Source organism: Candidatus Oscillochloris fontis (genome assembly GCF_004138135.1).
GTDB lineage: Bacteria > Chloroflexota > Chloroflexia > Chloroflexales > Chloroflexaceae > Oscillochloris > Oscillochloris fontis.
Window position 1 is genome coordinate 1 of record NZ_RYFD01000051.1, and the last position, 21,068, is coordinate 21,068.

The window sequence follows — 21,068 nt, forward strand, 5'->3', positions numbered from 1 at the left end:
TTTGTTCCTACTTCCATGATGACACAAAAGAGCTTCCTTGGCTGTTTTCTTAGCTTGAGGGGTATAGGGGCGCGTCGTGACGCGCCCTCCGGCGCGATGATCGCGGCGACGTATGGCGTGGGGACGCCAGGGGGCGCATCACGATGCGCCCCTACGCGGTATTCCGTAACCGAACGCCTATGAGGCTGCGCCTCCCCCAAACCCCCACCGGAGATGGCCTTGCACAGGATTTTTGGAAAATCCTGTGCAAGGTATTGACAAACCATCAACAAATATGTTATATTCTGAACAAGGAAACAAAGTGCCAGCCAAATCCAGGAGGCGACCGTGGAAACCAACAAGCGCTCCCCACTGATCTTCATATTTTTGACCGTCTTCATTGACCTACTGAGCGTCGGGATTGTGGTGCCGTTGCTGCCCTACTACGTCAAGCTGATCGAGCAGGCCGATACCTCCTGGCTGACCTCGAACCGTGCGCTGATCGTCGGGGCGTTGGCGGCGAGTTACGCGCTCTTTCAGTTCCTCTTCTCGCCGGTGCTGGGGGCGCTCTCGGATCGCTTCGGACGCCGCCCGGTGCTGTTGATCAGTCTGGCTGGCACGGGGGTCTCCTACATCATCTTCGGGATTGCCGATCAGTTGTTGCCCCTGGGCATCGGGGTGGTGCTGGCGGTGCTCTTCTTCGCCCGCATCATGGACGGCATCACCGGGGCGAATATCAGCACCGCCCAAGCCTATATTGCCGATGTGACCAAGCCGGAGGATCGGGCCAAGGGTCTGGGCCTGATCGGTGCGGCCTTCGGGATGGGCTTTATGCTTGGCCCGGCGATTGGTGGCCTGCTCAGTACGATCAGTCTCTCCACCCCGGCCTTTGTGGCGGCGGCGCTCACCTTCGCCAATGTGATCTTCGGCTTCTTCCGCCTGCCCGAGTCGCTGCCGGTTGAGCGCCGCACCCAGGTGCCCTTCCGCAAGATGAACCCGATCAGCCGCCTGAATGGGGTGGTGCGCAATACGGATATTCGGCCCCTGCTGCTGGGTGCGTTGCTGATCAACTTCGCCTTCGCTGGTTTGCAGAACAACTTCGCCGTCTTTAGCGACATCCGCTTCGGCTTAGGCCCGACCGAGAACGCCTTCATGTTCGCTTTCATTGGGCTGATGGCGGTGCTGATGCAGGGCTTCCTGCTGCGCAAGTTGCTGCCACGCTTCGGCGAGCCACGTCTGGCGGTGATGGGTCTGGGCCTGATGACCTTCGGCTTTGCGATGATTGCTGCGGCTTCGGACGCTTGGATGCTCTACCCGGCGCTGGGTGTGTTGGCCGCCGGTTCGGGGATGGCCACTCCTTCGATCACCAGCCTGATCTCGCGCAGTGTCGCCCCGGAAGCCCAGGGTAGCATCTTGGGCGGCGTGCAGTCCTTCAACAGCCTGATGATGGTGGCTGGCCCGCTCTTCGCGGGGGTGATCTTCGACCTGATTGGCCCAGCGGCGCCCTATGTGAGTGGTGCGCTGATTGTCTCGGCGGCGGGCGCGGTGATCACCAATGCTGTTCGTAACCAACTCGCCGCCCCGCGCCAGCCGGTTCCGGTCGCGCCGAGCCTGGAGGTGGAGCAAAACCCGGTGTAGAGACGCAATATCTTGCGTCTCCACCTACACCATATGAACGATTGCCCCCGACCCAAAAGAATGCTATAATCAGCACGGCTGTTCAATCTATTCTGGCGTCGCTACCCCTAGCGGCGCTTTCGGCTGCTTGCACCCAGGAGTACCTCGCCCATGGCAAAAGATATGATCGTCATCAAGGGCGCACGTGAACATAACCTGAAGGGTGTGGATGTTGAACTCCCGCGTGATAAACTCATCGTCCTGACGGGGGTGAGTGGGTCGGGCAAGAGTTCACTCGCCTTTGATACGCTCTATGCCGAGGGCCAGCGGCGCTATGTCGAGAGCCTCTCGGCCTATGCGCGCCAGTTCCTGGGCCAGATGGAGAAGCCCAAGATTGACATGATCGAGGGGCTATCCCCGGCAATTGCGATTGAGCAAAAGAGTTCCTCCAAAAACCCGCGCTCGACTGTCGGTACGGTTACCGAGATCTACGACTACCTGCGCTTGCTCTATGCCCGCGTGGGGCTGCAACACTGCCACCAGTGTGGCCGCCCGGTAGCCTCGCAGACCGCCCAGCAGATGGTGGATCGGGTCATGAATCTCCCGGCGCGCAGCCGCTTCCTCATCCTCGCTCCGGTGGTCTCGCAACGTAAGGGTGAGTATAAGGACATCTTTGCCGAGGCCAAGGCTGAGGGTTTTGTGCGCGTGCGTGTGGATGGCGAGATCCGCACCCTGGATGAAGAGATCAAGCTGAATAAGAAGGTCAAGCATACGATTGAGGTGGTGGTAGACCGCCTGGTTATGCCTGACCGCGCCGAGGCTGAATCGCGGCGCCTCGATGATGCGGGTGGCGCGGGGTTTGCGGCGGCGGGGGCCGGCACGGAGTGGGATGGCTTTGTCACCCGCCTCACCGATAGTGTTGAGCAGGCACTACGGGTCGGTGAGGGTACGATCATTATCTCGCTCCAGGACGCTGCTGATCCAAGCCCCGATGGTGATGAGTGGCTCATGAGTGAGAGTAATACCTGCCTCACCTGTGGCATCTCCTTCCCTGAACTCTCGCCGCAGATGTTCTCCTTTAACTCGCCCCAAGGTGCATGCCCGACCTGTACCGGCTTGGGGACGCACTTAGAGATCGATCCGGCCCTGCTGGTGCCCAATCATGCGCTCTCCATCCACGAGGGCGCGGTCACCTATTGGGGCGAGATGCGCAAGAAGAAGGATTCGTGGGGCTACCGTTCGCTGCTCTCGATTGCGGCCCACTACGGGATCGATCTCGATGCGCCCTGGGCGGATCTGTCTCAGGAACAGCGCGATGGCCTGCTTCTGGGCAGTGGCAAGCAGAAGTTGCGTTTTGCCTGGGAGAACGAGAGCGGTAGTCGGGGCGAGTTCTTCCGCCCCTGGGAGGGCATCGCCGCTGAGATTCGTCGCCGCTTTATGCAGACCGGCAGCGAGTCGCAGCGCGAGTTCTATGTTCAATATATGAGCGAACAGCCCTGCCCCGATTGCCACGGTGCGCGCCTGCGCCCGCAGAGTCTGGCGGTTAAGGTGGATCAGTCCAGTATCCGTGAGGTGTGCGCCAAGCATATTGAGGCCGCGTACCAGTGGGCCGAGCAGTTGGCGCAGCCGGGGAGTGCGCTCACCCCGACCCAGTTGGAGATTGTGGGTGATGTGCTGAAGGAGATCCGCGAACGGCTCAACTTCCTGCGTAATGTCGGGCTGCACTACCTGACCCTCGAACGTGGCGCACCGACGCTCTCTGGTGGTGAGGCGCAGCGCATCCGGCTGGCCTCGCAGATTGGCTCCGGCTTGGTGGGGGTGATGTATATCCTTGATGAGCCGAGTATTGGCCTGCACCAGCGCGATAACCGCAAGTTGCTCAACTCGCTGCTGCGTCTGCGTGATCTGGGCAATACGCTGGTGGTGGTTGAGCATGACCTAGAGACGATGCAGGCCGCCGATTGGATGGTGGACTTCGGGCCGGGGGCGGGCATCAAGGGCGGGGAGGTGGTAGTGGCCGGGACGCCGCAGGTGGTCGCTGCGCATCCCACCTCGCTCACCGGGGCGTACCTAAGCGGACGCTTGGAGATCGCTATCCCCGGTCTGCGCCGCGTGGCCCAGAGCGGTTGGCTGCGCATCGCGGGGGCGACTCTCAACAACCTGCGTGATGTGAGTGTGCAGTTCCCGCTCGGCACCTTCATTGCCATCACCGGCGTCTCTGGCTCCGGCAAGTCCTCGCTGATTACCGAGACGCTCTACCCGGCGCTGGCCAACCGGCTCAATAAGGCCCAACTCAAGCCTGGCCCCCACCGCGCACTTGAGGGAATCGAGGCGCTCGACAAGGTGATTGATATTGACCAGCAGCCGATTGGGCGTACCCCGCGCTCCAATCCGGCCACCTACGTCAAGCTCTTCGACATCCTACGCCAACTCTTCGCCGCAACCGCCGAGGCCAAGTTGCGCGGCTACGAGCCGGGGCGCTTCAGCTTCAATGTCAAGGGCGGGCGCTGCGAGGCGTGCGAGGGCAACGGCGAGATCAAGATTGATATGCAGTTCCTCGCCGATGTCTGGGTGCGCTGCGATGAGTGTAAGGGCAAGCGCTACAACCGCGAGACCTTGCAGGTTAAGTACAAGGGCAAATCCATTGCCGATGTGCTGGATATGGATGTGCAGACGGCACTGGAGTTCTTCGACAATGTGCCGCGTGTGCGCCGCATCCTCCAGACCTTGCAAGATGTTGGGTTGGAATATATCAAGTTGGGGCAACCCGCGACTACCCTATCGGGTGGCGAGGCCCAACGGGTGAAACTGGCCAAGGAGTTGGCGCGTGTAGCCACCGGACGCACCATCTACATCCTCGACGAACCGACCACCGGCCTGCACTTCGCCGACGTGCAGCACCTACTCACCGTTTTGCACCGCCTAGTGGAAGCGGGCAACACGGTGCTGGTGATCGAGCATAATCTGGATGTGATCAAGACCGCCGACTGGATCGTGGATATGGGGCCAGAGGGCGGTGATGGCGGGGGCGTGGTGGTTGCCTCTGGCACCCCCGAAGAGGTCGCGTTGGTGGAGGGGTCGCATACCGGGTATTTTTTGCGTGATCTGTTGGTGGGGACATAGGAGATGATCGGCCCTCACCCCCGGCCCCTCTCCCGCAATGCGGGAGAGGGGTGATTCCGCATCGCGATGCGTTCGATTCCCCCTCTCCCACGCAGTGGGAGAGGGGGTTAGGGGGTGAGGGCCAACATCCCTTACCGCACCATCCCGATCACCCCGCTCAGATCACACTCGGAGAGATCGGCCCCACTCAGATCCGCGCCGGTGAGATCGGCATCGGCAAGGCTGGCCTCGCGCAGGTTACACCCATTCAGTTGGGCACCACGCAGATTACAGCCACTCAGGTTGGCGCGGCTCAGGTTGGTGTGGGTAAGGATCGCCCCTTCTAGGTTTGCGCCACTCAGATAGATCCCACTCAGGTTGGCCATACTCAAATCGGCGGCTCGTAGATCGGAATCACTCAGGTTGGCTTCGTAGAGATTGGCCCCGATCAGATTGGCCTCGCGTAGGTTCGCCTCGCGCAGATTGGCGCTCAAGAGGCTGGCCCCACTCAGGTTGACCCCCTGCATACTCGCGCCCCCCAGGCTCACCTTATTCAAGTTCGCCCCGGAGAGGTTCGCACCACTCATGTTGATCAGTTGCGCCTCACGCAGTTGGGCCTCGGTCAGGTTGGCCCCAATCATGATCGTGTCGCGCAGATCCACCCCGCTCAGGTTACACAGGCTGAGGTTAGCCCCATACAGGTTCGCGCCACTAAAATCGGCTGCACTCAGATTAGCCCCGCGCAGGTTGGCCCCGGTCAGATTGGCAAACTCCAAATTAGCCCAAGCGAGGTCGCCCTTGCGCAAATCCGCATCACTCAAATCGGCGCGGACAAGCTGCGCCCATGCCAAACGCGCCTCGCGCAGATTGGCCCAACTCAGCGTTGCACCGCCTAACTCGGCCACACTCAAATCGGCTCGGTAGAGATTCGCATCACTCAGCCGCGCCCCAACCATATTCGTCTCACTCAGATTGGCATTGCTCAGGTTAGCCCCAGAAAGATTGGCTCCGGCGAGGTTCGCCCCCACCAACCAGAGCGGGCCAGGGCGATTGAGTAGGTCGAAGATCTGGGCAGGATTCAGATCGGCCATGACACACTCCTTGACTATGCACTCGGTAGTTTGGGGGTCTTATGCACCAACCAGATCGAGGCAGGCGCACCCATCGAGCGGCATGCCACCTGCTCCACCTCAAAATCCTTGCCGATCTGCCAGTGCAGGGTCTCCTGGATCGCGCCGGTCTGAATCCAGCCAATCGGCTCATCAGCAACCTTCCCGGCACTGGTGGGATCGGCAAAATCGTGGTAGGCCCAGGCATCGCCGCGATCCTCAAGTTCAAAGTGGCGATCCTGGCCCACCGACTGGCTCAGGCGGCGCATCCCGCCCTGCATCGCTGAGAGTCCCATCTTGATCTGGGTCGAGATGGGCAGCATCTTCGAGGCGATCAGGGCTGCGGTACCGAACAAGGCACCTTGGCGGTCAATCGAGTAGCGCGCCGTCTGCCGCCCGATCCGCAGCGTCATACTGCGTGCCGAACGCCCAAAGAAGTTGAGCAACCCGGCATTGAGATTTGCATAGTGGGTGAGCGTCATCCCCGTGGTGGCCTTGAGTTGCTCCGGCGGATAGTTACTGATTAAGTGGCTCAACCCATTCTGGCGCAGAATCACCGCCAGCCCATTCTTGCCCACCACCTCTTCGGCGGCCAACAACGCCCACCGCATATACGCATCTACCAACAGGAGGTCAGTTGCCGGGTCGTGATCGGTTCTCTCCGTGATCTGCATGCTACCTCCACCCATACAACCTAAAAAATAATCTGATCCGCATTGATCTGATCCAACCCACCCCAGGGCGAACGCACCGCCCCACTCTGTACCTGTCGCCCAATCTTCAACACAAAGAGCAGAATGGCGGCCAGACTGAGCAGGACGAGCGAGGCGCTATAGACCACCGTGTAGCCCAGCGCGACTTGACCAGTGAAGTGCTGCATGATGTCGCGGGTCAGGCCACCCCCAATTGTGCCAAAACCCTGCGCCAACGCCTGGGTGATCCCCCACAGGGCGATGAAGAGTCCGGCGTGGTTCTTGTCCACCAGCGACATGACCAGTGCCAGCGCACCAACAATGAACATGCCGCGCCCCATGCCGATCAGCACCACTCCAACCCGAAAGATCGTGGCCAGCGCGGGCATGCTCGCAAGGCTGATCGTCAAGAATCCCGCCGCCCCCAGCAGTGACCCGGCGGTAATCAGTAGCACCGACGAGCGCCCCTTCCACAACGCCCAACCCGCCAAGCTGATCGCAATCAACATGCCGACGCCCCATAGCGCGGTGAGGCGCGAGGTTTCGGTGATACTCATATTGAGCACTTGGCCGCCATAGGGTTCGAGCAACACATCGTGGGTGGCGAAGCCCAGCGTAGCGAGAAAGAGCACAATGAAGAGGTTGCGCAGTGGCACTTGGGCCGCCAGCAGCCGCAACGACTGCCCCAACGTCTCGCGCACCCGCACCGGCTCGGTCACATCCGCAAGCTCGCCGTTCGGCTTGAGGCGCTCCTGGTTGTAGAGCGAAACGAAGGTCAAGGCCACGAAGATCACCGCCGATGCCTGCATCACCTGGATGAGCCGGTAGTGGCTGTAGTCGAGCAACAGTTGACCAATAATGACCGAACTGACAATCGTGCCCAGCACCAGCATGATCCAGAGCACACCCAACACCTTGCCGCGCTCATGCGAGGGGGTCATATCACTCACCATCGCCAGATAGATCGTCTCGACCACATTTACCCCGATGCCATAGCCTAAAAAGATCAGGCTACAGAAGAGCAAGGCGGGCCAGAAGGTGAAGGAACCCTCGCCACTCAACAGAATCAGCGTGAAGGGCGCCGTCGCCAAGCCGCCGTATGTGAGCATGGCCCCAAAGACGAGATACGGCGTGCGCCAACGCCCACGGGCGCGATCCACATCGGAGCGAAAGCCGATCAAGGCGCGCATAGGCGAGACGAAATAGTGGATCGCCAACAAAAAACCGACCGCGACAGCCGGGATACTCATCTCATCAATCAGTACCCGGTTGAGCGTGCCGGTGATCGGGGCGAGCGAGAGGCCCATACCAAACTGAAAGAGGCCGAGGCGCAGAATCTTCAGCCAGCGCCAGAGTGTGGGGTGTTGTGCCAGCCATGCGTTGATCGAGCGCATCGGCCCGCCGAGGATCTTACCTGCTGCCATGGTCGTTATGCTCTCCTTTGGGGTATAGTTGGAGGCAATTATAGCATGGGCGCTTTGGATTGCGGTCTCATCCGCGTATGCCTGTGTGGTATCATGCCAACAGGACGATCATGTGTTGGAGTACCCCCTACCTATGAGCCGAATCGCCGCAACATTCGCCCGTTTGCGCCAGGAAGGCCGCGTGGCCCTGATGCCCTATCTGACGGTTGGTTTTCCTGAGCCGGGCAGTACCCTCGATCTCGTTCCGGCTCTCGAAGCTGCCGGAGCCAGCCTCTTTGAGTTGGGCATGCCCTTCTCCGATCCCCTCGCCGATGGGGCGACGATCCAACGCGCTACCCAGCGTGCCCTCGATCATGGCATCAATCTGAGTACCTGTATCGAGACGGTGGCAACGCTGCGGGCGCGTGGCTTGCAAGCTCCGCTCTTGCTGATGGGCTACTACAATCCGTTGTTGCGCTATGGCATCGAGCGTGCATGTGCCGATTTTGCCGCTGCTGGTGGTGATGGCTGGATCATTCCCGATATGCCCCCCGAAGAATCGGCCCAACTGCACGCCGCCGCTGCCGCCCATGGCCTCGACCTGATCATGTTTGTGGCTCCTACCACCCCCGATGATCGCATGGCCGAGATCGCCGCCCGTGCCAGCGGCTTCATCTATGTCGTCTCGCTCACCGGCGTCACCGGGGCACGCGCCAGCCTCTCCACCAACCTCGCGACGGTCATCGAGCGCCTGCGCCGCCTCACCGATCTGCCGCTCGTAGTTGGCTTTGGGATCAGCAGCCCCGCCCATGTCGCCGAAGTGGCCCAGATCGCCGATGGCGCGATTGTTGGCAGCGCCCTGATCGCTCAGCTTGAGCAGTTGCCCGCCGCTGATCTTGTTCCTGGGGCGACCCGTTTTGTGCGCGAGTTGATGACCGGGATCGAAAGGTAATCATCGCGGGGTTCCCCGATCATCCCGTAGGGGCGAAGCATCGCTTCCCATAGAACAGGGGAACCCGAACAAACTTGGCGGGCGATGCTTCGCCCCGTGGGGTAAGGAAACCCCATCATCGCGGGGTTCCCCGATCATCCCGTAGGGGCGAAGCATCGCCCCCATAGAACAGGGGAACCCGAACAAACTTGGCGGGCGATGCTTCGCCCCTACTCACAATAGACCTCAACGAGGAGGTAACGTTATGGAAGCACGAGCCTATGTCTTGATCGAAGCCGAGTCGGGACGGGTCGCGGAGGTCTTGGCGGTACTCCGCACGCTCAATGGTATGGCGTCTGTTGATGCAGTGACCGGGCCATATGACATTATCGCTACGGTGCAGACGCCCGATCCGCGCATGATTGGCCGCCTCGTCATGAATGAGATCCATAGCGTCGAGGGCGTCAAACGTACCGTCACATGCATGGTGATCGGCTAGGTTGCGTATTACGGGCAATGTCACTCACTCTGCGTCTCAGCCTCACCTACCTCCTGCTCACGCTGGTGGGGATGGTCTTGCTTGGCGGTGGGTTTGTGGCATTAGCCGGGCGCTACCTGGCTGAACAGCGCACCACCACCCTCACCGCCCAGACTGATCTCTACGCTGCCCTGCTCGCTGAGTTGGCCGATTCACCCGCGACCCTCCAGGCCATCGCAGCGAGTGGGGTGGGGCGTGAGATCTTGCCGCCCGGTACGGCGGTGCGCCTCTTTGACCCTAATGGCACCCGGCTCTCTGGCGAGAGCGATCTTGGCCCCTTCCCCAGCCGCCCCGCGCTGGCCCTCGTGCGCTCCCCCTGGCCGCTGCCTGCCTCGCAGGTCGCCGACCGCCACTATGCCGCGCAGGTGATTCAATCTGCTACCACCACTATCGGCGTGGTCGAGTTATCCGTTAGCACCGCCGAGGATACACGTATGCTCGTTTCATTGCGCCGCCTGACCCTCCAGGTTGCGCTGGTGGCGGCGTTGCTCATGGCCCTGATCAGCCTCGTGGTGGCGCGTTCGATTGCGCGCCCGATCCTACGCCAGAGCCTGCGGGCTGAAGGTCTAGCGCGTGCATTTAGCCACGATCTCCCTACCCAGCCCCAACTCCAGCGCGATGAAATCGGCCAGTTGGGAGCCAATCTTGATGCGCTCGAAACCAGTTTGCACGCCTATACCGCTCGTATCGCGGAACTTGAACAGGCCCGCACTCACTTCTACCGCAGCATCTCCCACGATCTGCGTACCCCCCTGACTGCGATCAGCGGCATGATCGAAAATCTGATTGATACCGCCGCGCCTGAGCACCATCCAGCCCTGAGCCTCCTTGAGTCCGAGACCCAACGCATGGCACGCCTGGTTGATGAACTCCTCCGCCCGCCTGCCGATGGCCAACTCCTCCTGGCCCACCGTCGCCCATTGGCGCTTGGCGCACTGCTCTCCGAGTTGACCGACCTCCTCGCTGGGCGTGCCCGCCGGGCCGGGGTGAGCCTCCAACTTCAGTTTGAAACCGAAGTCTCTCTGCTCGCCGACCGTGACCGGCTCAAACAGGCGCTGCTCAACCTGCTCGACAATGCGCTACGTGCTACCCCCCCCGGCGGCACAATCCTCCTCGGTCTGGTGCGACGCGGCACCCAGGCAGAACTCAGCATCACCGATGATGGCCCCGGCATTCCCACCGAGTTACACGCGGCCATCTGGGAACGCGGCGTGCGCGGTGCGCACCCCGGTAGCGCTGGGTTGGGCTTAGCCATCGTGCGCGAGATCATCCATGCCCATGGCGGTACAGTACGTCTCGATTCGACCCACCAACCCGGCGCACGCTTTAGTATCGCTCTTCCTATTGACGCAACATGAATGTAACTGTTCACAGTTCTCCTAGCATTCCGGTTTTGACGCAAAGGCGCAAAGCCTGCAACAAAACCTTTGCGTCAATCAGAAGCTTCCTTTACCCCAAGTGTGAACAGTTACACATGCAGGGCATGTGCAAAGTCACCTCCGGTGGGGGTGCGGGGACGGCTGCGCCCCAAGGACTTTGCACATGCCCTGGTTACACATGAATCCCCGTTTGACTCATTGCCACGAAGGCGCTATAATCATCGCCGTTACTGCGGGGCGTAGCGCAGACCGGTAGCGCACCTGAATGGGGTTCAGGAGGTCGCTGGTTCAAATCCAGTCGCCCCGACCATAGGTTGAAGTGTAAAGCGTTCACCAAACGGTGAGCGCTTTATGCTTTTAATGACGTAGCATGCCCCCGGAGTAGGGGCGACGCATGGCCCACCATGTGGCCTGAGGTGTACGAAAGACATTGGTGGGTCATGCGTCGCCCTACGGAATGATCGCGGAACCCAGCGTTTGTTTTGCATGCCAGGAAGTCAATAAAGTGATAGAATGTCATACCACAAGGTTGTGCATAAGAAATCGAAAATAAAAAAACAAACGTTCTTTATAAGGGTATGCAACCCCTGTCTTGCATATGGTACTTTATGGGCATCTTGTGTTGTGATGAATAACCGTATTGTTGCGAGGTACCCGGCCTAGAACATTATTTTTTATGTTAAGAGTAATTCATTATGCCTAAACGTCAGTGTCTAGTAAACCATTTCTGATGGTATAGCCCTATTCTAAGCTACAAAATGCCGTCAATGCCCTTGACACCACGACTATAATAGACTTATACTTTACACGTTCTATCGGGCGAATCTGCGTCTATTCTGCGCAGCCCTCAGCGCCGTAAACCCTTCACACCCCCGCCGCTCTGTACGCGACAGCAGGAGGAGCCAGGATGGCTACAATTAGCCTGCAAGCTGCATATGATCAGGCCCGTGCCTTCCTTGAGGTCAACAAGGTCGAGCAGGCGATCGCTGTAGCTCAGCATATCCTCGAATATTTCCCTGAGAGCTTGGAGGCGCACCGCATCCTTGGCGAGGCGTACCTGGCGAGTCGGCAATTTGACCAGGCCGAGGCGGCCTTCAGTCGGGTTCTGAACGCTGATCCTGAAAATATCCCTGCCCATGTCGGTTTGGGTATTACCTATGAGCGCCAGAATAAGCTCGATCTTGCCGTGACGGAGTTTGAGCAAGCACTTGAAGTACGCCCAGATATGCCCGAACTGCGCTCCCAGTTGCTCCGCCTCTATACTGAGGTCTGGGGTAGCGAAGGCGCAACGCTTCGCCTCAGTCGGCCTGGCTTGGCTCGTCTCTATGCCAAGGGCAATATGTTGCCCCAGGCGATCCAAGAATTTCGCAGTGTAATTGACGAATACCCCCACCGCTTTGATGCGCGGGTCGGCTTGGCCGAGGCGCTCTGGCGCGATGGACAGCCTGATGTGGCGGACGAGGTGTGTGAGGAGATCCTCGCTCTGCGTCCGGTTGTCCTCAAGGCCAATTTGTTGCTAGGCTATATCCGTCAGGCGAGCGGTGATGCGAGTGGCGAACGGTATTGGCGTTTCGCACAGCAACTCGAACCCTATCAGCAAGTGGCACGGGCGCTCTTTGATGTCTTGCCCGACATTGCTGCTCCCAATCTGGAAGTTCCTGCATGGGATGAGCAGATGTGGCAGGAACAGCGTGAAGAGCAGGAACGCCAAGCCCAGGCTCAAGTTCAGGTTGCTGCGCTGGTGGTACCTAGTGCGCTTCCGGCTACTGCCGAACCCGATTTTCTCAGTGGATGGGGTGAGGATTTCGATCTCTCCCCCGCTCCCGCCTCGGCTCCGGCTCCGGCTTCTTCGACTGACGACGACGATTTTCTCTCCTCATTGTTGGCGATGTATCCCCCTAGCGATGATAGTGACGGGGGCGATATTGATACATCTAGTGAGATTACGCCCTTCGACTTTGATGATCTCTCTTCTACCTCGGCGCAACCAGCCGCACCCGTCGCTGAAGCGCCCGTGATGGAACCCTTCTCGCTGGCCGATTTGGGTCTCTCGCCAGAAGAGATTGCGCAGATGAATGCGCCTGCGCCCGAACCGGCTGCTGAAGAACCCGTGATGGAACCCTTCTCGCTGGCCGATTTGGGTCTCTCGCCAGAAGAGATTGCGCAGATGAATGCGGCTCATGCGGCTGATGTTGCTTCTGATCATCTTGATGATCTGAATCTTCAACCGTTCTCGCTGGATGATATTGATCTCTCAACGGATGAGGTTGATCTGCTGAGTAGTGTCTCTAAGGCAATGCAGCCCAAGCGCGAATTGTTGACCCAACGCCCTGAACCACCTGCGCAGGTGCCTGCTGAGGCACCAGTGACGCCCTTCGATTGGGATGCGGGTGATGAGTCGTCCACCATGGAATCGGGCTTTGATGGCGGTATGGGCGATCTTCAGCCCTTCTCGCTTGATGATCTCGATCTGAATTCAGTGGATGATTACGGGATGGTTGGTGCATCGTCATTGCCACCCTCGCTTCAGCCCTTCTCGCTTGATGATCCTCAGGGTTCGCTCTTGTCTCGCGATCTGCCCATGCCCACCTTTGATGCGGATGATTCTGGTCAGACGGGTGGCTATAGCTGGCAGCAGCCAACCTCTAAGCCGCGTACTGGTTTTGGGCGCCCGCAGGAGGAAGAAGAGCCGGAAGGTGGCTCGATCTTTGCGAAGCTGAGGCAGCGCGCAAGCGAATTGCCGAAGGAAGAACTGCTGCCCTTGCCGCCGATTAGTCTTGATGATGACGATGAGGCAGCCGCCTATTTCGCCAATGATCATGACGATATCTCCTTCCGTGATATTGAGGAGGCTTCTGAAGCGGCGGGTGAGCGCTTTACGGCCGGCTTCCGCTTGCCGAAGGAAGATGGTACGCAGGCTTCCGCACGACCTGAGCCTCAGGCTGAGCCGGAGATGACGCCCTTCTCGCTCGAAGATCTGGGTCTCTCTCCGGACGAGATCGCGCAGTTGCAGGCATCCGAGGCTCCAGCGGCAACGGCGGAAGAGCCGGAGATGACGCCCTTCTCGCTCGAAGATCTCGGTCTCTCTCCGGACGAGATCGCGCAGTTGCAGGCATCCCAGGCGGGAGAATCGGTTACGCCCGTTGAGCAGCCAGAATTTGATCTGGATGCCTTCTCCTTCGATGAGTTTGCCGCACTAGAAGATGATCAGCCGCGTCCTAAGCAGAAACCGCCATCCCTGGCCGACCTGGGTCTCTCGCCAGCGGATATTGCGATGCTCAGTATGGCTGCGGCTGAAGAGGCTCGCGGGGAATCTGAGGCTGATGCGGAGCTTGATAGCGAGCCTGAAGCCCCGCCGCAACCAGAGCCTGAACCCATGTTGATGCCCTTCTCGCTCGAAGATCTGGGCTTGTCGCCAGAGGAGATTGCCGCCCTCAAAGCTGCTGATGCTGCCTCTGAGGCCGATATGGCGGTGACCGGCGATACGGTCATTCCGGGTTGGTCGCAGGGTGAAGAACCTGAACTCAAGCCCTTCTCGCTGGCTGAACTGGGGCTTTCGCCAGAGGAGATTGCCAGTTTGGAACAGACCTCGGAAGGAGCCGAGGATGAACTGGAACTGACAGAGGTGGATTCCTTTGATTTCGATCTTGAGGCACCGGTTAGCCCTCGAACCTCGCCAGCGGAAGAGGTTTCGTCTGATGTTGAACCGTTCTCATTTGATGAGTTTGACATGGACGGTATTAGTGCGCCGATGTCCGATGGGGCGTTCATTGATGATGTCTCGGCTGATGTTGAACCCTTCTCTCTCGATGACTTGGGGCTTGATGCTGGGAGTCCCCTAGATCTGAGTACCCGTGAGTTGGGTCTAACCGATGATGAGTTGGCAGGTCTTGATCTGGGGGAACTGGAGACCTTTATTGGTAGTGATGGTGCCGATACCACCTTCGATATGGCCGATTCTGAGCCTGAGTCTGAGGTGATGACCGGTGACCCAGCGCTTGATAAGTTGATTATTCTTGGCCAGCGCCAGGGCTATGTCGATCTCACCGATATTATTGGCGTGGTTGATGATCCTGAGGCTGAGGCTGAACGCATTGAGGAGATTGGCTGGACCCTTCACCGTGCTGGTATCCAGATCCGTGATGGTGACGAGATCATTGATATGGATCTGGAATCGGCTGAGGCTGAGGACTCCTATGATGAGTTGGCCGAGTTTGCGGAGCCTGAAGTCGAAGCGCCTGTGGCTGACTTCGATGCTGAGCCTGATCTTACACCCTTCTCGCTGACTGAACTCGGTCTCTCGCCCGAAGAGATTGCTGAGTTGGGTCTGGTTGAAGAAGTGCCGAGTGCTGCGGAACCACCTGCTCCGGTGATGGAGCCAGAGGTTGAGCCGGAGATGACGCCCTTCTCGCTAGCGGAGTTGGGGTTGTCGCCGGAAGAGATCGCCTCGCTGGGCCTAGCAGATGCTGAGACGGTTCCTGAGCCGCCTGCACCAGTGAAGTCGGAGCCGCCTGCCGCCCCAGTGATGGAGCCAGAGGCTGAGCCGGAGATGACGCCCTTCTCGCTGGAGGATTTGGGCCTCTCACCGGAAGAGATCGCTGCGCTGGGCTTAGCGGACGCTGAGGTGGAGATTGCACCGGAGCCAAAGCCGGAGCCAATCCTTGAGCCAGAGGTTGAGCCGGAGATGAAGCCCTTCTCGTTAGAGGAATTGGGTCTCTCGCCGGAAGAGATCGCTGCGCTGGGCTTAGCGGACGCTGAGGTGGAGATTGCACCGGAGCCAGAGCCGGAGCCAATCCTTGAGCCAGAGGTTGAGCCGGAGATGAAGCCCTTCTCGTTAGAGGAATTGGGTCTCTCGCCGGAAGAGATCGCCTTGTTAGCGCTGAACGAGGCGGCGGCTGAGGTTGTGCCAGAAGCGCCAGCGCCGGTGGTTCCGCCGCCAGCACCAGTGGTTCCCCAACCTGAGCCAGAAACCTTCTCGTTTGAAGACTTTGGGTTCTCCTTGGATGAGGCCGATCAGTTTGGTATGGCTCCCCAGGAACCTGCGCCAATGCCATCTGTGCCGCCAGTTCCGGCACCAGGTACGGCCACCCCGATCATGGCTACCGAGATCACGCCCTTCTCGCTGGCGAACCTGGGTCTCTCCCAGGAGGATATTGCCCTGCTCACCGGCGTGATTGAAGACTCGTCTAGTGGTTTTGGTACGGCAGACTCTGGTACGACTGGCACAACAGGTGACGATCAGGAGTGGACCTCCTTCTCTCTCGCCGACCTGGGTCTTTCGCCGGAGGATATTGCGCTTCTCAGTGCCGATCCGGCACCCCGCCCAGTGCCGCCCCCGGCTCCCCAGCCGACGCCGACGGTTGCTTCCATGCAACCAGTGGATATGGATGCTTTGCAGGAGTGGGGGTTCACGCCAGAAGATATCGCGATGCTCTTCGGGACGGATGAAGAGGCTGCTACTACCTCTCCATCTACCACTGCTGGGGCAACCGTACCGCTCTCACTCGATGACTTGGGCCTGACACCGGAAGAGATCGAGTTCCTGTACGGTGAGACGGAGCATCCTCAGCGGACGCCAGCACCTGCGCCCGTGCCAGCACCTGCGCCCATACCCACCACAGCCAACGTGGTTGCGGCGAATATGGATGTCTCTTCGCTGGAGGAGTGGGGCTTCACGGCGGAAGATATCGCCCTGCTCTTTGGAACTGGCGATGCTCCGACCGCCCCCGCTGCGCTCGTTGAACGTGCCCCCTTGTCGCTGGAGGAGTTGGGCTTCTCGGAAGCAGAGATCGCCGAACTCTATGGTGATACGACACCAATGAGTGCTAAGGCACCACCAGTTGCACCGGTGCTGCCACCGGCAGCACCCGTGGCCCCGCCAGCACCAGCGGTTGAACAGCCAGCGACCTATATGGCTCCCCCGCACGTCTGGCAGCCTAAACCCGTTGCTCCGGCGCGTGGTACTGGGGCGCTGCCACCAACAGTGGCCAAGGAAGATCTCGATCTGCTCCTCTCGTTGGATAAACTGGGCCTCACGACCCAGGAATTGGCCCTGCTCACCGGTATGACGGTTGATGACGTGTCGGCCCTCTTTAGCGCGGCCATGGTGACAGAGGCTGAGCCAGAGATGAGCCCGCTGTCGCTGGAAGATCTCGGTCTGACGCTTGAGGAACTCGATCATCTGAACGAGGAAGAGACGCCTCCGATGATGACGGCAGTTCCAGCGATTGAGTCAAGGGTTGCACCAGCGCCGGTGGTCGAACCAGCACCAGCGCCGGTAGTCGAACCAGCACCAGCGCCGGTAGTCGAACCAGCGGCGGCACCAACCCAGGTATCGCTTAATGAACTAGGACTCTCGCCCAGCGAGATCGCCATGCTCAGTGCCGTGGAGGAGGAGACGGAGGAGGTCGAATCCGAAGGCGGAGATCTCTTTGACTTCGACTTCGACATGGAGGCACCTCCGTTACAGAAGGCGGTACGCACTGCGCCGCGTGTCGAAGAACCAACACCCTCGATTGCCCCTGAAGATATTGGTTTTGTTCCAGAACCACTGGAACAACTCGACGACATCTGGGATCGACCGGCGTCCGAAATGGACACCAGTAATGCCCCGGCTCGAATTGTCCTGCCCGCGATGAGCGAACGTGCTCCGGCTCGCCCTGTGGTGCATCGTGAACCTCGCGCTGACCGTCCACCACGTGAACCGCGCACGCCTCGTGAGGGCCGTGCATCGCGTGATGAACTCTATGCCCGCCGCGAAGCGCTGCTTCATGCGCGGGAAGAGCGTGCCGCCCGCCGTGAACGTGACCAGTTGAATGCTCGCCGTACCTTCGATACCTTTGTTCCCACCGGCGACCAGAGCCTTGATGATATCCTGTTGAAGATCGAGCTTGCTCCCGATAATGCCGCTATGGCGCTGTCGGTAGCGCGCCTCTCGGCTCAGACTGATCGCAACGAGTTGATGATGTACAGCTACAACTATCTGGTGCGGGTATCGGCGCATCTTGAAGAGGTCGCTGCTGACATCCAGAAGTTGCTGGGTTCGGTTAAAGATGCCGAGATGATCGCCCAACTCTATCGGATACTTGGCGACACCTTCTCGAAGCAGGGCCGCCCGCAGGATGCGATTGCAGCCTACAACCATACATTTGGCGGCTAGGAGTTAGCCGACCCATGCGCTTGGTATACAGCCTGGAGTACACATAATGAATGCGCCTGTGGAGATTACGAAAGGTCAGCTTATGCGCCGAATCGTCGAGGATCTGATCCGCGTTGAGGGGGTAATCGGGAGCCTCCTTGTCGGCAAGGATGGCCTAGTTGTGGCTAGCACCTTGCTCGATGAGGAAGATGCCGAAATCCTTGGCGCCATGTCAGCCGCAGTCTTCGGCGAGATCGATAAGGCGACCAAGCGTATTGGGGTCGGAACGTTGGTGGACTCAATTATTGATGCCAAGGATGGCTCGATCCTCCTCCTTGAGGCTCGCGAGTTGATTTTGGTTGTCATCACCCAGCGCATCGTCAACTTTGGGTTGGTGAAGATGGAGATGCGGCGCGCTGCGAAGCGGATTGGCGAGGCAGTGCCAATTTAGGCGTATGCTGCTTCTGGTTGGAAGAACAACAGCCACGTAGGGATGGGTAGTTGTGCTATCCGTCTCTGCGTGGTTACTATGTGTGTGGTATACTTCGCCCCGGTGGTTCTCGTTCAATTTATGAGGTTTCTATGGAACGTGCATTGATTATTCTCAAGCCCGATGCGGTTCAGCGTGGTCTGGTTGGCCCGATCCTGACCCGTATTGAGCAGCGTGGCCTGAAGTTGCAGGGTCTGAAGCTCATGCAGGTGACGGAGGCGCTCGCCCGCACCCACTACGGTGAGCATGAGGGCAAGGCGTTCTTCCAGGGATTGGTCTCCTATATTACGTCGGCTCCGGTCGTGGTGGCGGTGGTGGTTGGTAAGGCGGGTACGGTTGAGATGATCCGTACTATGGTCGGGGCCACCAACCCCGCGAAGGCCGCACCCGGCACGATCCGTGGCGATTTTGGGGTTGAGATTGGGCGTAACCTGATCCACGCTTCGGACTCGCCGGAGAGTGGTGAGCGTGAAGCCTCGATCTTCTTTGATGATAGTGAGCTTATTCATCAGTGGGATCGCGTTACTGATGCCTGGATTCACGAGTAGATAGCCTAGGGCATCGGTAATGTCGTTGGGGCGACGCCCCAAACCCCAATGTGTGTTGTTTTTTGGCGGCGAAGCCGCCAAAAAACAACACACAAGATCTTCTAAACCTATGGAAGTACGTCGCTGGCGCGACTATAACTGGCCACTCCTCGGCTGTGTCGCTGTCCTGCTGATTATTGGCCTGCTTGCCCTCCACAGTGCCACCCTGACCGCAGTGACGGTGAATGGTGCCCCCTTACGCACGATCTTTCCCCGCCAGATTGTCTATATCATTGTTGGTTTGGTGCTCATGTTGGGTGCTACGCTGCTCGACTATCGCTTGCTCTCAAGCATCTCACGCCCGATCTATATGGTGGTGGTGGTGCTCTTAGCGGTGGTGCTCTTTGTTGGCCGGGTGAGTGAGGGTGCCCAGAGCTGGATCGCCTTGGGTGAACGCACGTTCCAGCCTTCTGAGGCCGGTAAGTTGGCCTTGATGCTGGCACTGGGTGCCTATTGGAGCCGTCATGAGGGACAGACGGATCGCTGGCTGGTGCAGATCGGGAGTCTGCTGATTCTGCTCCCACCCATGTTGCTGGTCTTGCTCCAACCCGATCTGGGTTCCGCGATTGTGTATGCGATGATCTGGCTGGTGATGGCCTGGGGCGCGGGGATGCGTTGGTCGCAATTGTTGGTCTTGACGATCTTATCCCTGCCACTTGGCCTTGTAGCCTGGGAGCAAGTGCTCGATGAGTATCAACATGTACGCCTGCTGACCTTCTACTACCTGATTACCGATATGAGCAAGGTTGATCCTGATGCTGGCTATAATGTCATCCAGGCACTCAGTGCGATCAGTTCGGGCGGTTGGGTTGGTACGGGGCTGACCCGTGGTCTCTTTAGCCAGGGCAACTATGTGCCGGTGCAGCATACCGATTTTATCTTTGCGGTGGTGGGCGAAGAGTTGGGCTTTGTGGGTGGGGGGGTGCTGATTATCTTTGAGGCGCTGCTGCTTTGGCAGGCACTCACGATTGCCGATCAGTCATCGAACCTCTTCGGACGCCAGATGGCGCTCGGTGTCTTCGCCATGATCTTCGCCCATGTGCTAATCAATATCGGGATGAACATGAGCCTCTTACCCGTCACGGGGCTGCCGTTGCCATTTGTCTCCGCCGGGGGCAGTTTTATGATTACGGTGCTGGTGGGGGTGGGCGTGTTGCAGAGTATTGCGCTGCGACGTAAGCGGCTGGCGTTCTAAGCCAAGAAGGCTTCAACCTCGGCGAGGTTGGGGAGGCCCGCCCGCCCACCATAGGCGCGGGTCTTGAGTGCGGCGACCGCGCTGGCAAAGCGGATCGCGGCGGGGGCGGGGTCGCCGCGCAAGAGTGCAAAGAGTAACCCGCCATGAAAGGCGTCGCCACACCCGGTGGTGTCGAGCGGTCGCACCGGAAATGCTGGGGTGTGGAAGAGATCGCTCCCGTCGGCACACCAACTTCCTTGTTCCCCCGCCGTGACCACCACCATCTGCCCGTAGCGTGCGTGTAGCTCCTGCGCCGCCGCTGCTGGATCGGCATGGGTGACGGTGCGCCCAAAATTGGCCGATACCACCAGCCACGTGCAGAGCGGCAGTAGTTCCATAGTGGTATCGCGCACCCGTTCCGCATCAATCATCACCGGGATGCCTGCCGCCCGCGCCCAGCGTGCCGCTTGCACCCCAGCGCTGCCGGTGTAGGTGTCGAGGTGCAGCGCACGCCCACTCGTGATCAGGGCGTGATCGACCTGTACCGCCGCCAAAACGCTTGGGTCGGTGCGAAACCAGACCGAGCGCCGGTCGCTGCCGGGTTCGGCCAACACAAAGGCAACGTGCGAGTTGCCGGGGTGTACCTGCATGCCTCTGGTCTCTACTCCCTCAGCCGCTAAGTCGCTGATAATCCGTGCTCCGTAACTATCATCGCCCACCGCCCCAACCATACATGTGCGGGCACCCAAGCGGCTCAAGGCCACCAGCGCCGTAGGAACTGGCCCGCCTCCGGCTTCGATCCATTGGCTAATCGGTTGTTTACGCCCCAGTTGTGGCGCTTCGCTGGCCACGCCGATCAGATCGTGGGAGGCTGTGCCTAGCCCGATGACATCGTAGTGCATGATCGCGCTCCTTGAAAATATGCTACT

Annotated in this window: 13 protein-coding genes and 1 tRNA gene; 10 read left to right on the forward strand and 4 right to left on the reverse strand. The window is 59.5% G+C overall.

Annotation, left to right across the window (positions count from 1 at the left end; all coding sequences use genetic code 11):
- Positions 1-327: 327 nt before the first annotated feature.
- Together EKD03_RS15530 and uvrA are read left to right on the forward strand one after the other, a co-directional pair.
- On the forward strand, positions 328-1,617 hold the full coding sequence (locus EKD03_RS15530; protein WP_238613549.1) for an MFS transporter: 1,290 nt from the start codon (positions 328-330) through the stop codon (positions 1,615-1,617).
- Positions 1,618-1,767: 150 nt separating this feature from the next.
- Positions 1,768-4,719: an excinuclease ABC subunit UvrA gene (uvrA, locus tag EKD03_RS15535; RefSeq protein WP_129632880.1), complete on the forward strand. Its 2,952-nt coding sequence runs from the start codon at positions 1,768-1,770 to the stop codon at positions 4,717-4,719.
- A 131-nt stretch (positions 4,720-4,850) separates the two neighbouring features.
- Here the strand turns inward: uvrA and EKD03_RS15540 are convergent, their stop codons facing one another.
- The 3 genes from EKD03_RS15540 to EKD03_RS15550 are packed head-to-tail and all read right to left on the reverse strand — an operon-like array spanning position 4,851 to position 7,923.
- Entirely contained in the window at positions 4,851-5,789 is a 939-nt protein-coding gene (locus EKD03_RS15540) for a pentapeptide repeat-containing protein (RefSeq protein ID WP_129632883.1), read from the reverse strand.
- 14 nt (positions 5,790-5,803) lie between these two features.
- Complete coding sequence (locus tag EKD03_RS15545; RefSeq protein ID WP_129632886.1) at positions 5,804-6,481, reverse strand: V4R domain-containing protein; 678 nt, start codon at positions 6,479-6,481, stop codon at positions 5,804-5,806.
- 20 nt (positions 6,482-6,501) lie between these two features.
- The gene (locus tag EKD03_RS15550; protein WP_129632889.1) at positions 6,502-7,923 is read right to left on the reverse strand and encodes a BCD family MFS transporter; all 1,422 of its coding nucleotides are present in this window, start codon (positions 7,921-7,923) and stop codon (positions 6,502-6,504) included.
- Positions 7,924-8,056: 133 nt separating this feature from the next.
- On the opposite strand from EKD03_RS15550, the gene trpA reads away from it, so the two are divergent.
- The 8 genes from trpA to EKD03_RS15590 all read left to right on the forward strand — a co-directional run bounded on the left by trpA (position 8,057) and on the right by EKD03_RS15590 (position 20,160).
- On the forward strand, positions 8,057-8,854 hold the full coding sequence (gene trpA, locus EKD03_RS15555) for a tryptophan synthase subunit alpha (protein WP_129632891.1): 798 nt from the start codon (positions 8,057-8,059) through the stop codon (positions 8,852-8,854).
- A gap of 244 nt (positions 8,855-9,098) precedes the next feature.
- Positions 9,099-9,332 (forward strand): Lrp/AsnC ligand binding domain-containing protein, encoded by a 234-nt coding sequence (locus tag EKD03_RS15560; protein WP_129632894.1) that lies wholly within the window; start codon positions 9,099-9,101, stop codon positions 9,330-9,332.
- Positions 9,333-9,349: 17 nt separating this feature from the next.
- Complete coding sequence (locus tag EKD03_RS15565) at positions 9,350-10,729, forward strand: sensor histidine kinase (protein ID WP_161569284.1); 1,380 nt, start codon at positions 9,350-9,352, stop codon at positions 10,727-10,729.
- Between the two features lie 254 nt (positions 10,730-10,983).
- Positions 10,984-11,060, forward strand: a tRNA-Pro gene (locus tag EKD03_RS15570).
- A gap of 597 nt (positions 11,061-11,657) precedes the next feature.
- Positions 11,658-17,909 carry a tetratricopeptide repeat protein gene (locus EKD03_RS15575; RefSeq protein WP_129632900.1) on the forward strand — a complete coding sequence of 2,084 codons (6,252 nt, stop codon included), beginning with the start codon at positions 11,658-11,660 and terminating at the stop codon, positions 17,907-17,909.
- Between the two features lie 58 nt (positions 17,910-17,967).
- Entirely contained in the window at positions 17,968-18,339 is a 372-nt protein-coding gene (locus EKD03_RS15580) for a roadblock/LC7 domain-containing protein (RefSeq protein WP_238613550.1), read from the forward strand.
- 131 nt (positions 18,340-18,470) lie between these two features.
- On the forward strand, positions 18,471-18,926 hold the full coding sequence (ndk, locus tag EKD03_RS15585; protein WP_129632903.1) for a nucleoside-diphosphate kinase: 456 nt from the start codon (positions 18,471-18,473) through the stop codon (positions 18,924-18,926).
- 109 nt (positions 18,927-19,035) lie between these two features.
- On the forward strand, positions 19,036-20,160 hold the full coding sequence (locus tag EKD03_RS15590) for an FtsW/RodA/SpoVE family cell cycle protein (RefSeq protein ID WP_129632906.1): 1,125 nt from the start codon (positions 19,036-19,038) through the stop codon (positions 20,158-20,160).
- Here EKD03_RS15590 and EKD03_RS15595 read toward each other — a convergent pair.
- On the reverse strand, positions 20,157-21,041 hold the full coding sequence (locus EKD03_RS15595; RefSeq protein WP_129632909.1) for a PfkB family carbohydrate kinase: 885 nt from the start codon (positions 21,039-21,041) through the stop codon (positions 20,157-20,159). The two genes, EKD03_RS15590 and EKD03_RS15595, sit on opposite strands and share 4 nt — an antisense overlap.
- Positions 21,042-21,068 lie beyond the last annotated feature (27 nt).

Coding starts and splice junctions, on each gene's coding strand:
- EKD03_RS15550 (WP_129632889.1), bottom strand. CDS start 7,923: ATGGCAGCAGGTAAGATCCTCGGCGGGCCGATGCGCTCGATCAACGCA.
- EKD03_RS15575 (WP_129632900.1), top strand. CDS start 11,658: ATGGCTACAATTAGCCTGCAAGCTGCATATGATCAGGCCCGTGCCTTC.
- EKD03_RS15560 (WP_129632894.1), top strand. CDS start 9,099: ATGGAAGCACGAGCCTATGTCTTGATCGAAGCCGAGTCGGGACGGGTC.
- EKD03_RS15545 (WP_129632886.1), bottom strand. CDS start 6,481: ATGCAGATCACGGAGAGAACCGATCACGACCCGGCAACTGACCTCCTG.
- EKD03_RS15595 (WP_129632909.1), bottom strand. CDS start 21,041: ATGCACTACGATGTCATCGGGCTAGGCACAGCCTCCCACGATCTGATC.
- EKD03_RS15540 (WP_129632883.1), bottom strand. CDS start 5,789: ATGGCCGATCTGAATCCTGCCCAGATCTTCGACCTACTCAATCGCCCT.
- EKD03_RS15565 (WP_161569284.1), top strand. CDS start 9,350: ATGTCACTCACTCTGCGTCTCAGCCTCACCTACCTCCTGCTCACGCTG.
- trpA (WP_129632891.1), top strand. CDS start 8,057: ATGAGCCGAATCGCCGCAACATTCGCCCGTTTGCGCCAGGAAGGCCGC.
- uvrA (WP_129632880.1), top strand. CDS start 1,768: ATGGCAAAAGATATGATCGTCATCAAGGGCGCACGTGAACATAACCTG.
- EKD03_RS15590 (WP_129632906.1), top strand. CDS start 19,036: ATGGAAGTACGTCGCTGGCGCGACTATAACTGGCCACTCCTCGGCTGT.
- ndk (WP_129632903.1), top strand. CDS start 18,471: ATGGAACGTGCATTGATTATTCTCAAGCCCGATGCGGTTCAGCGTGGT.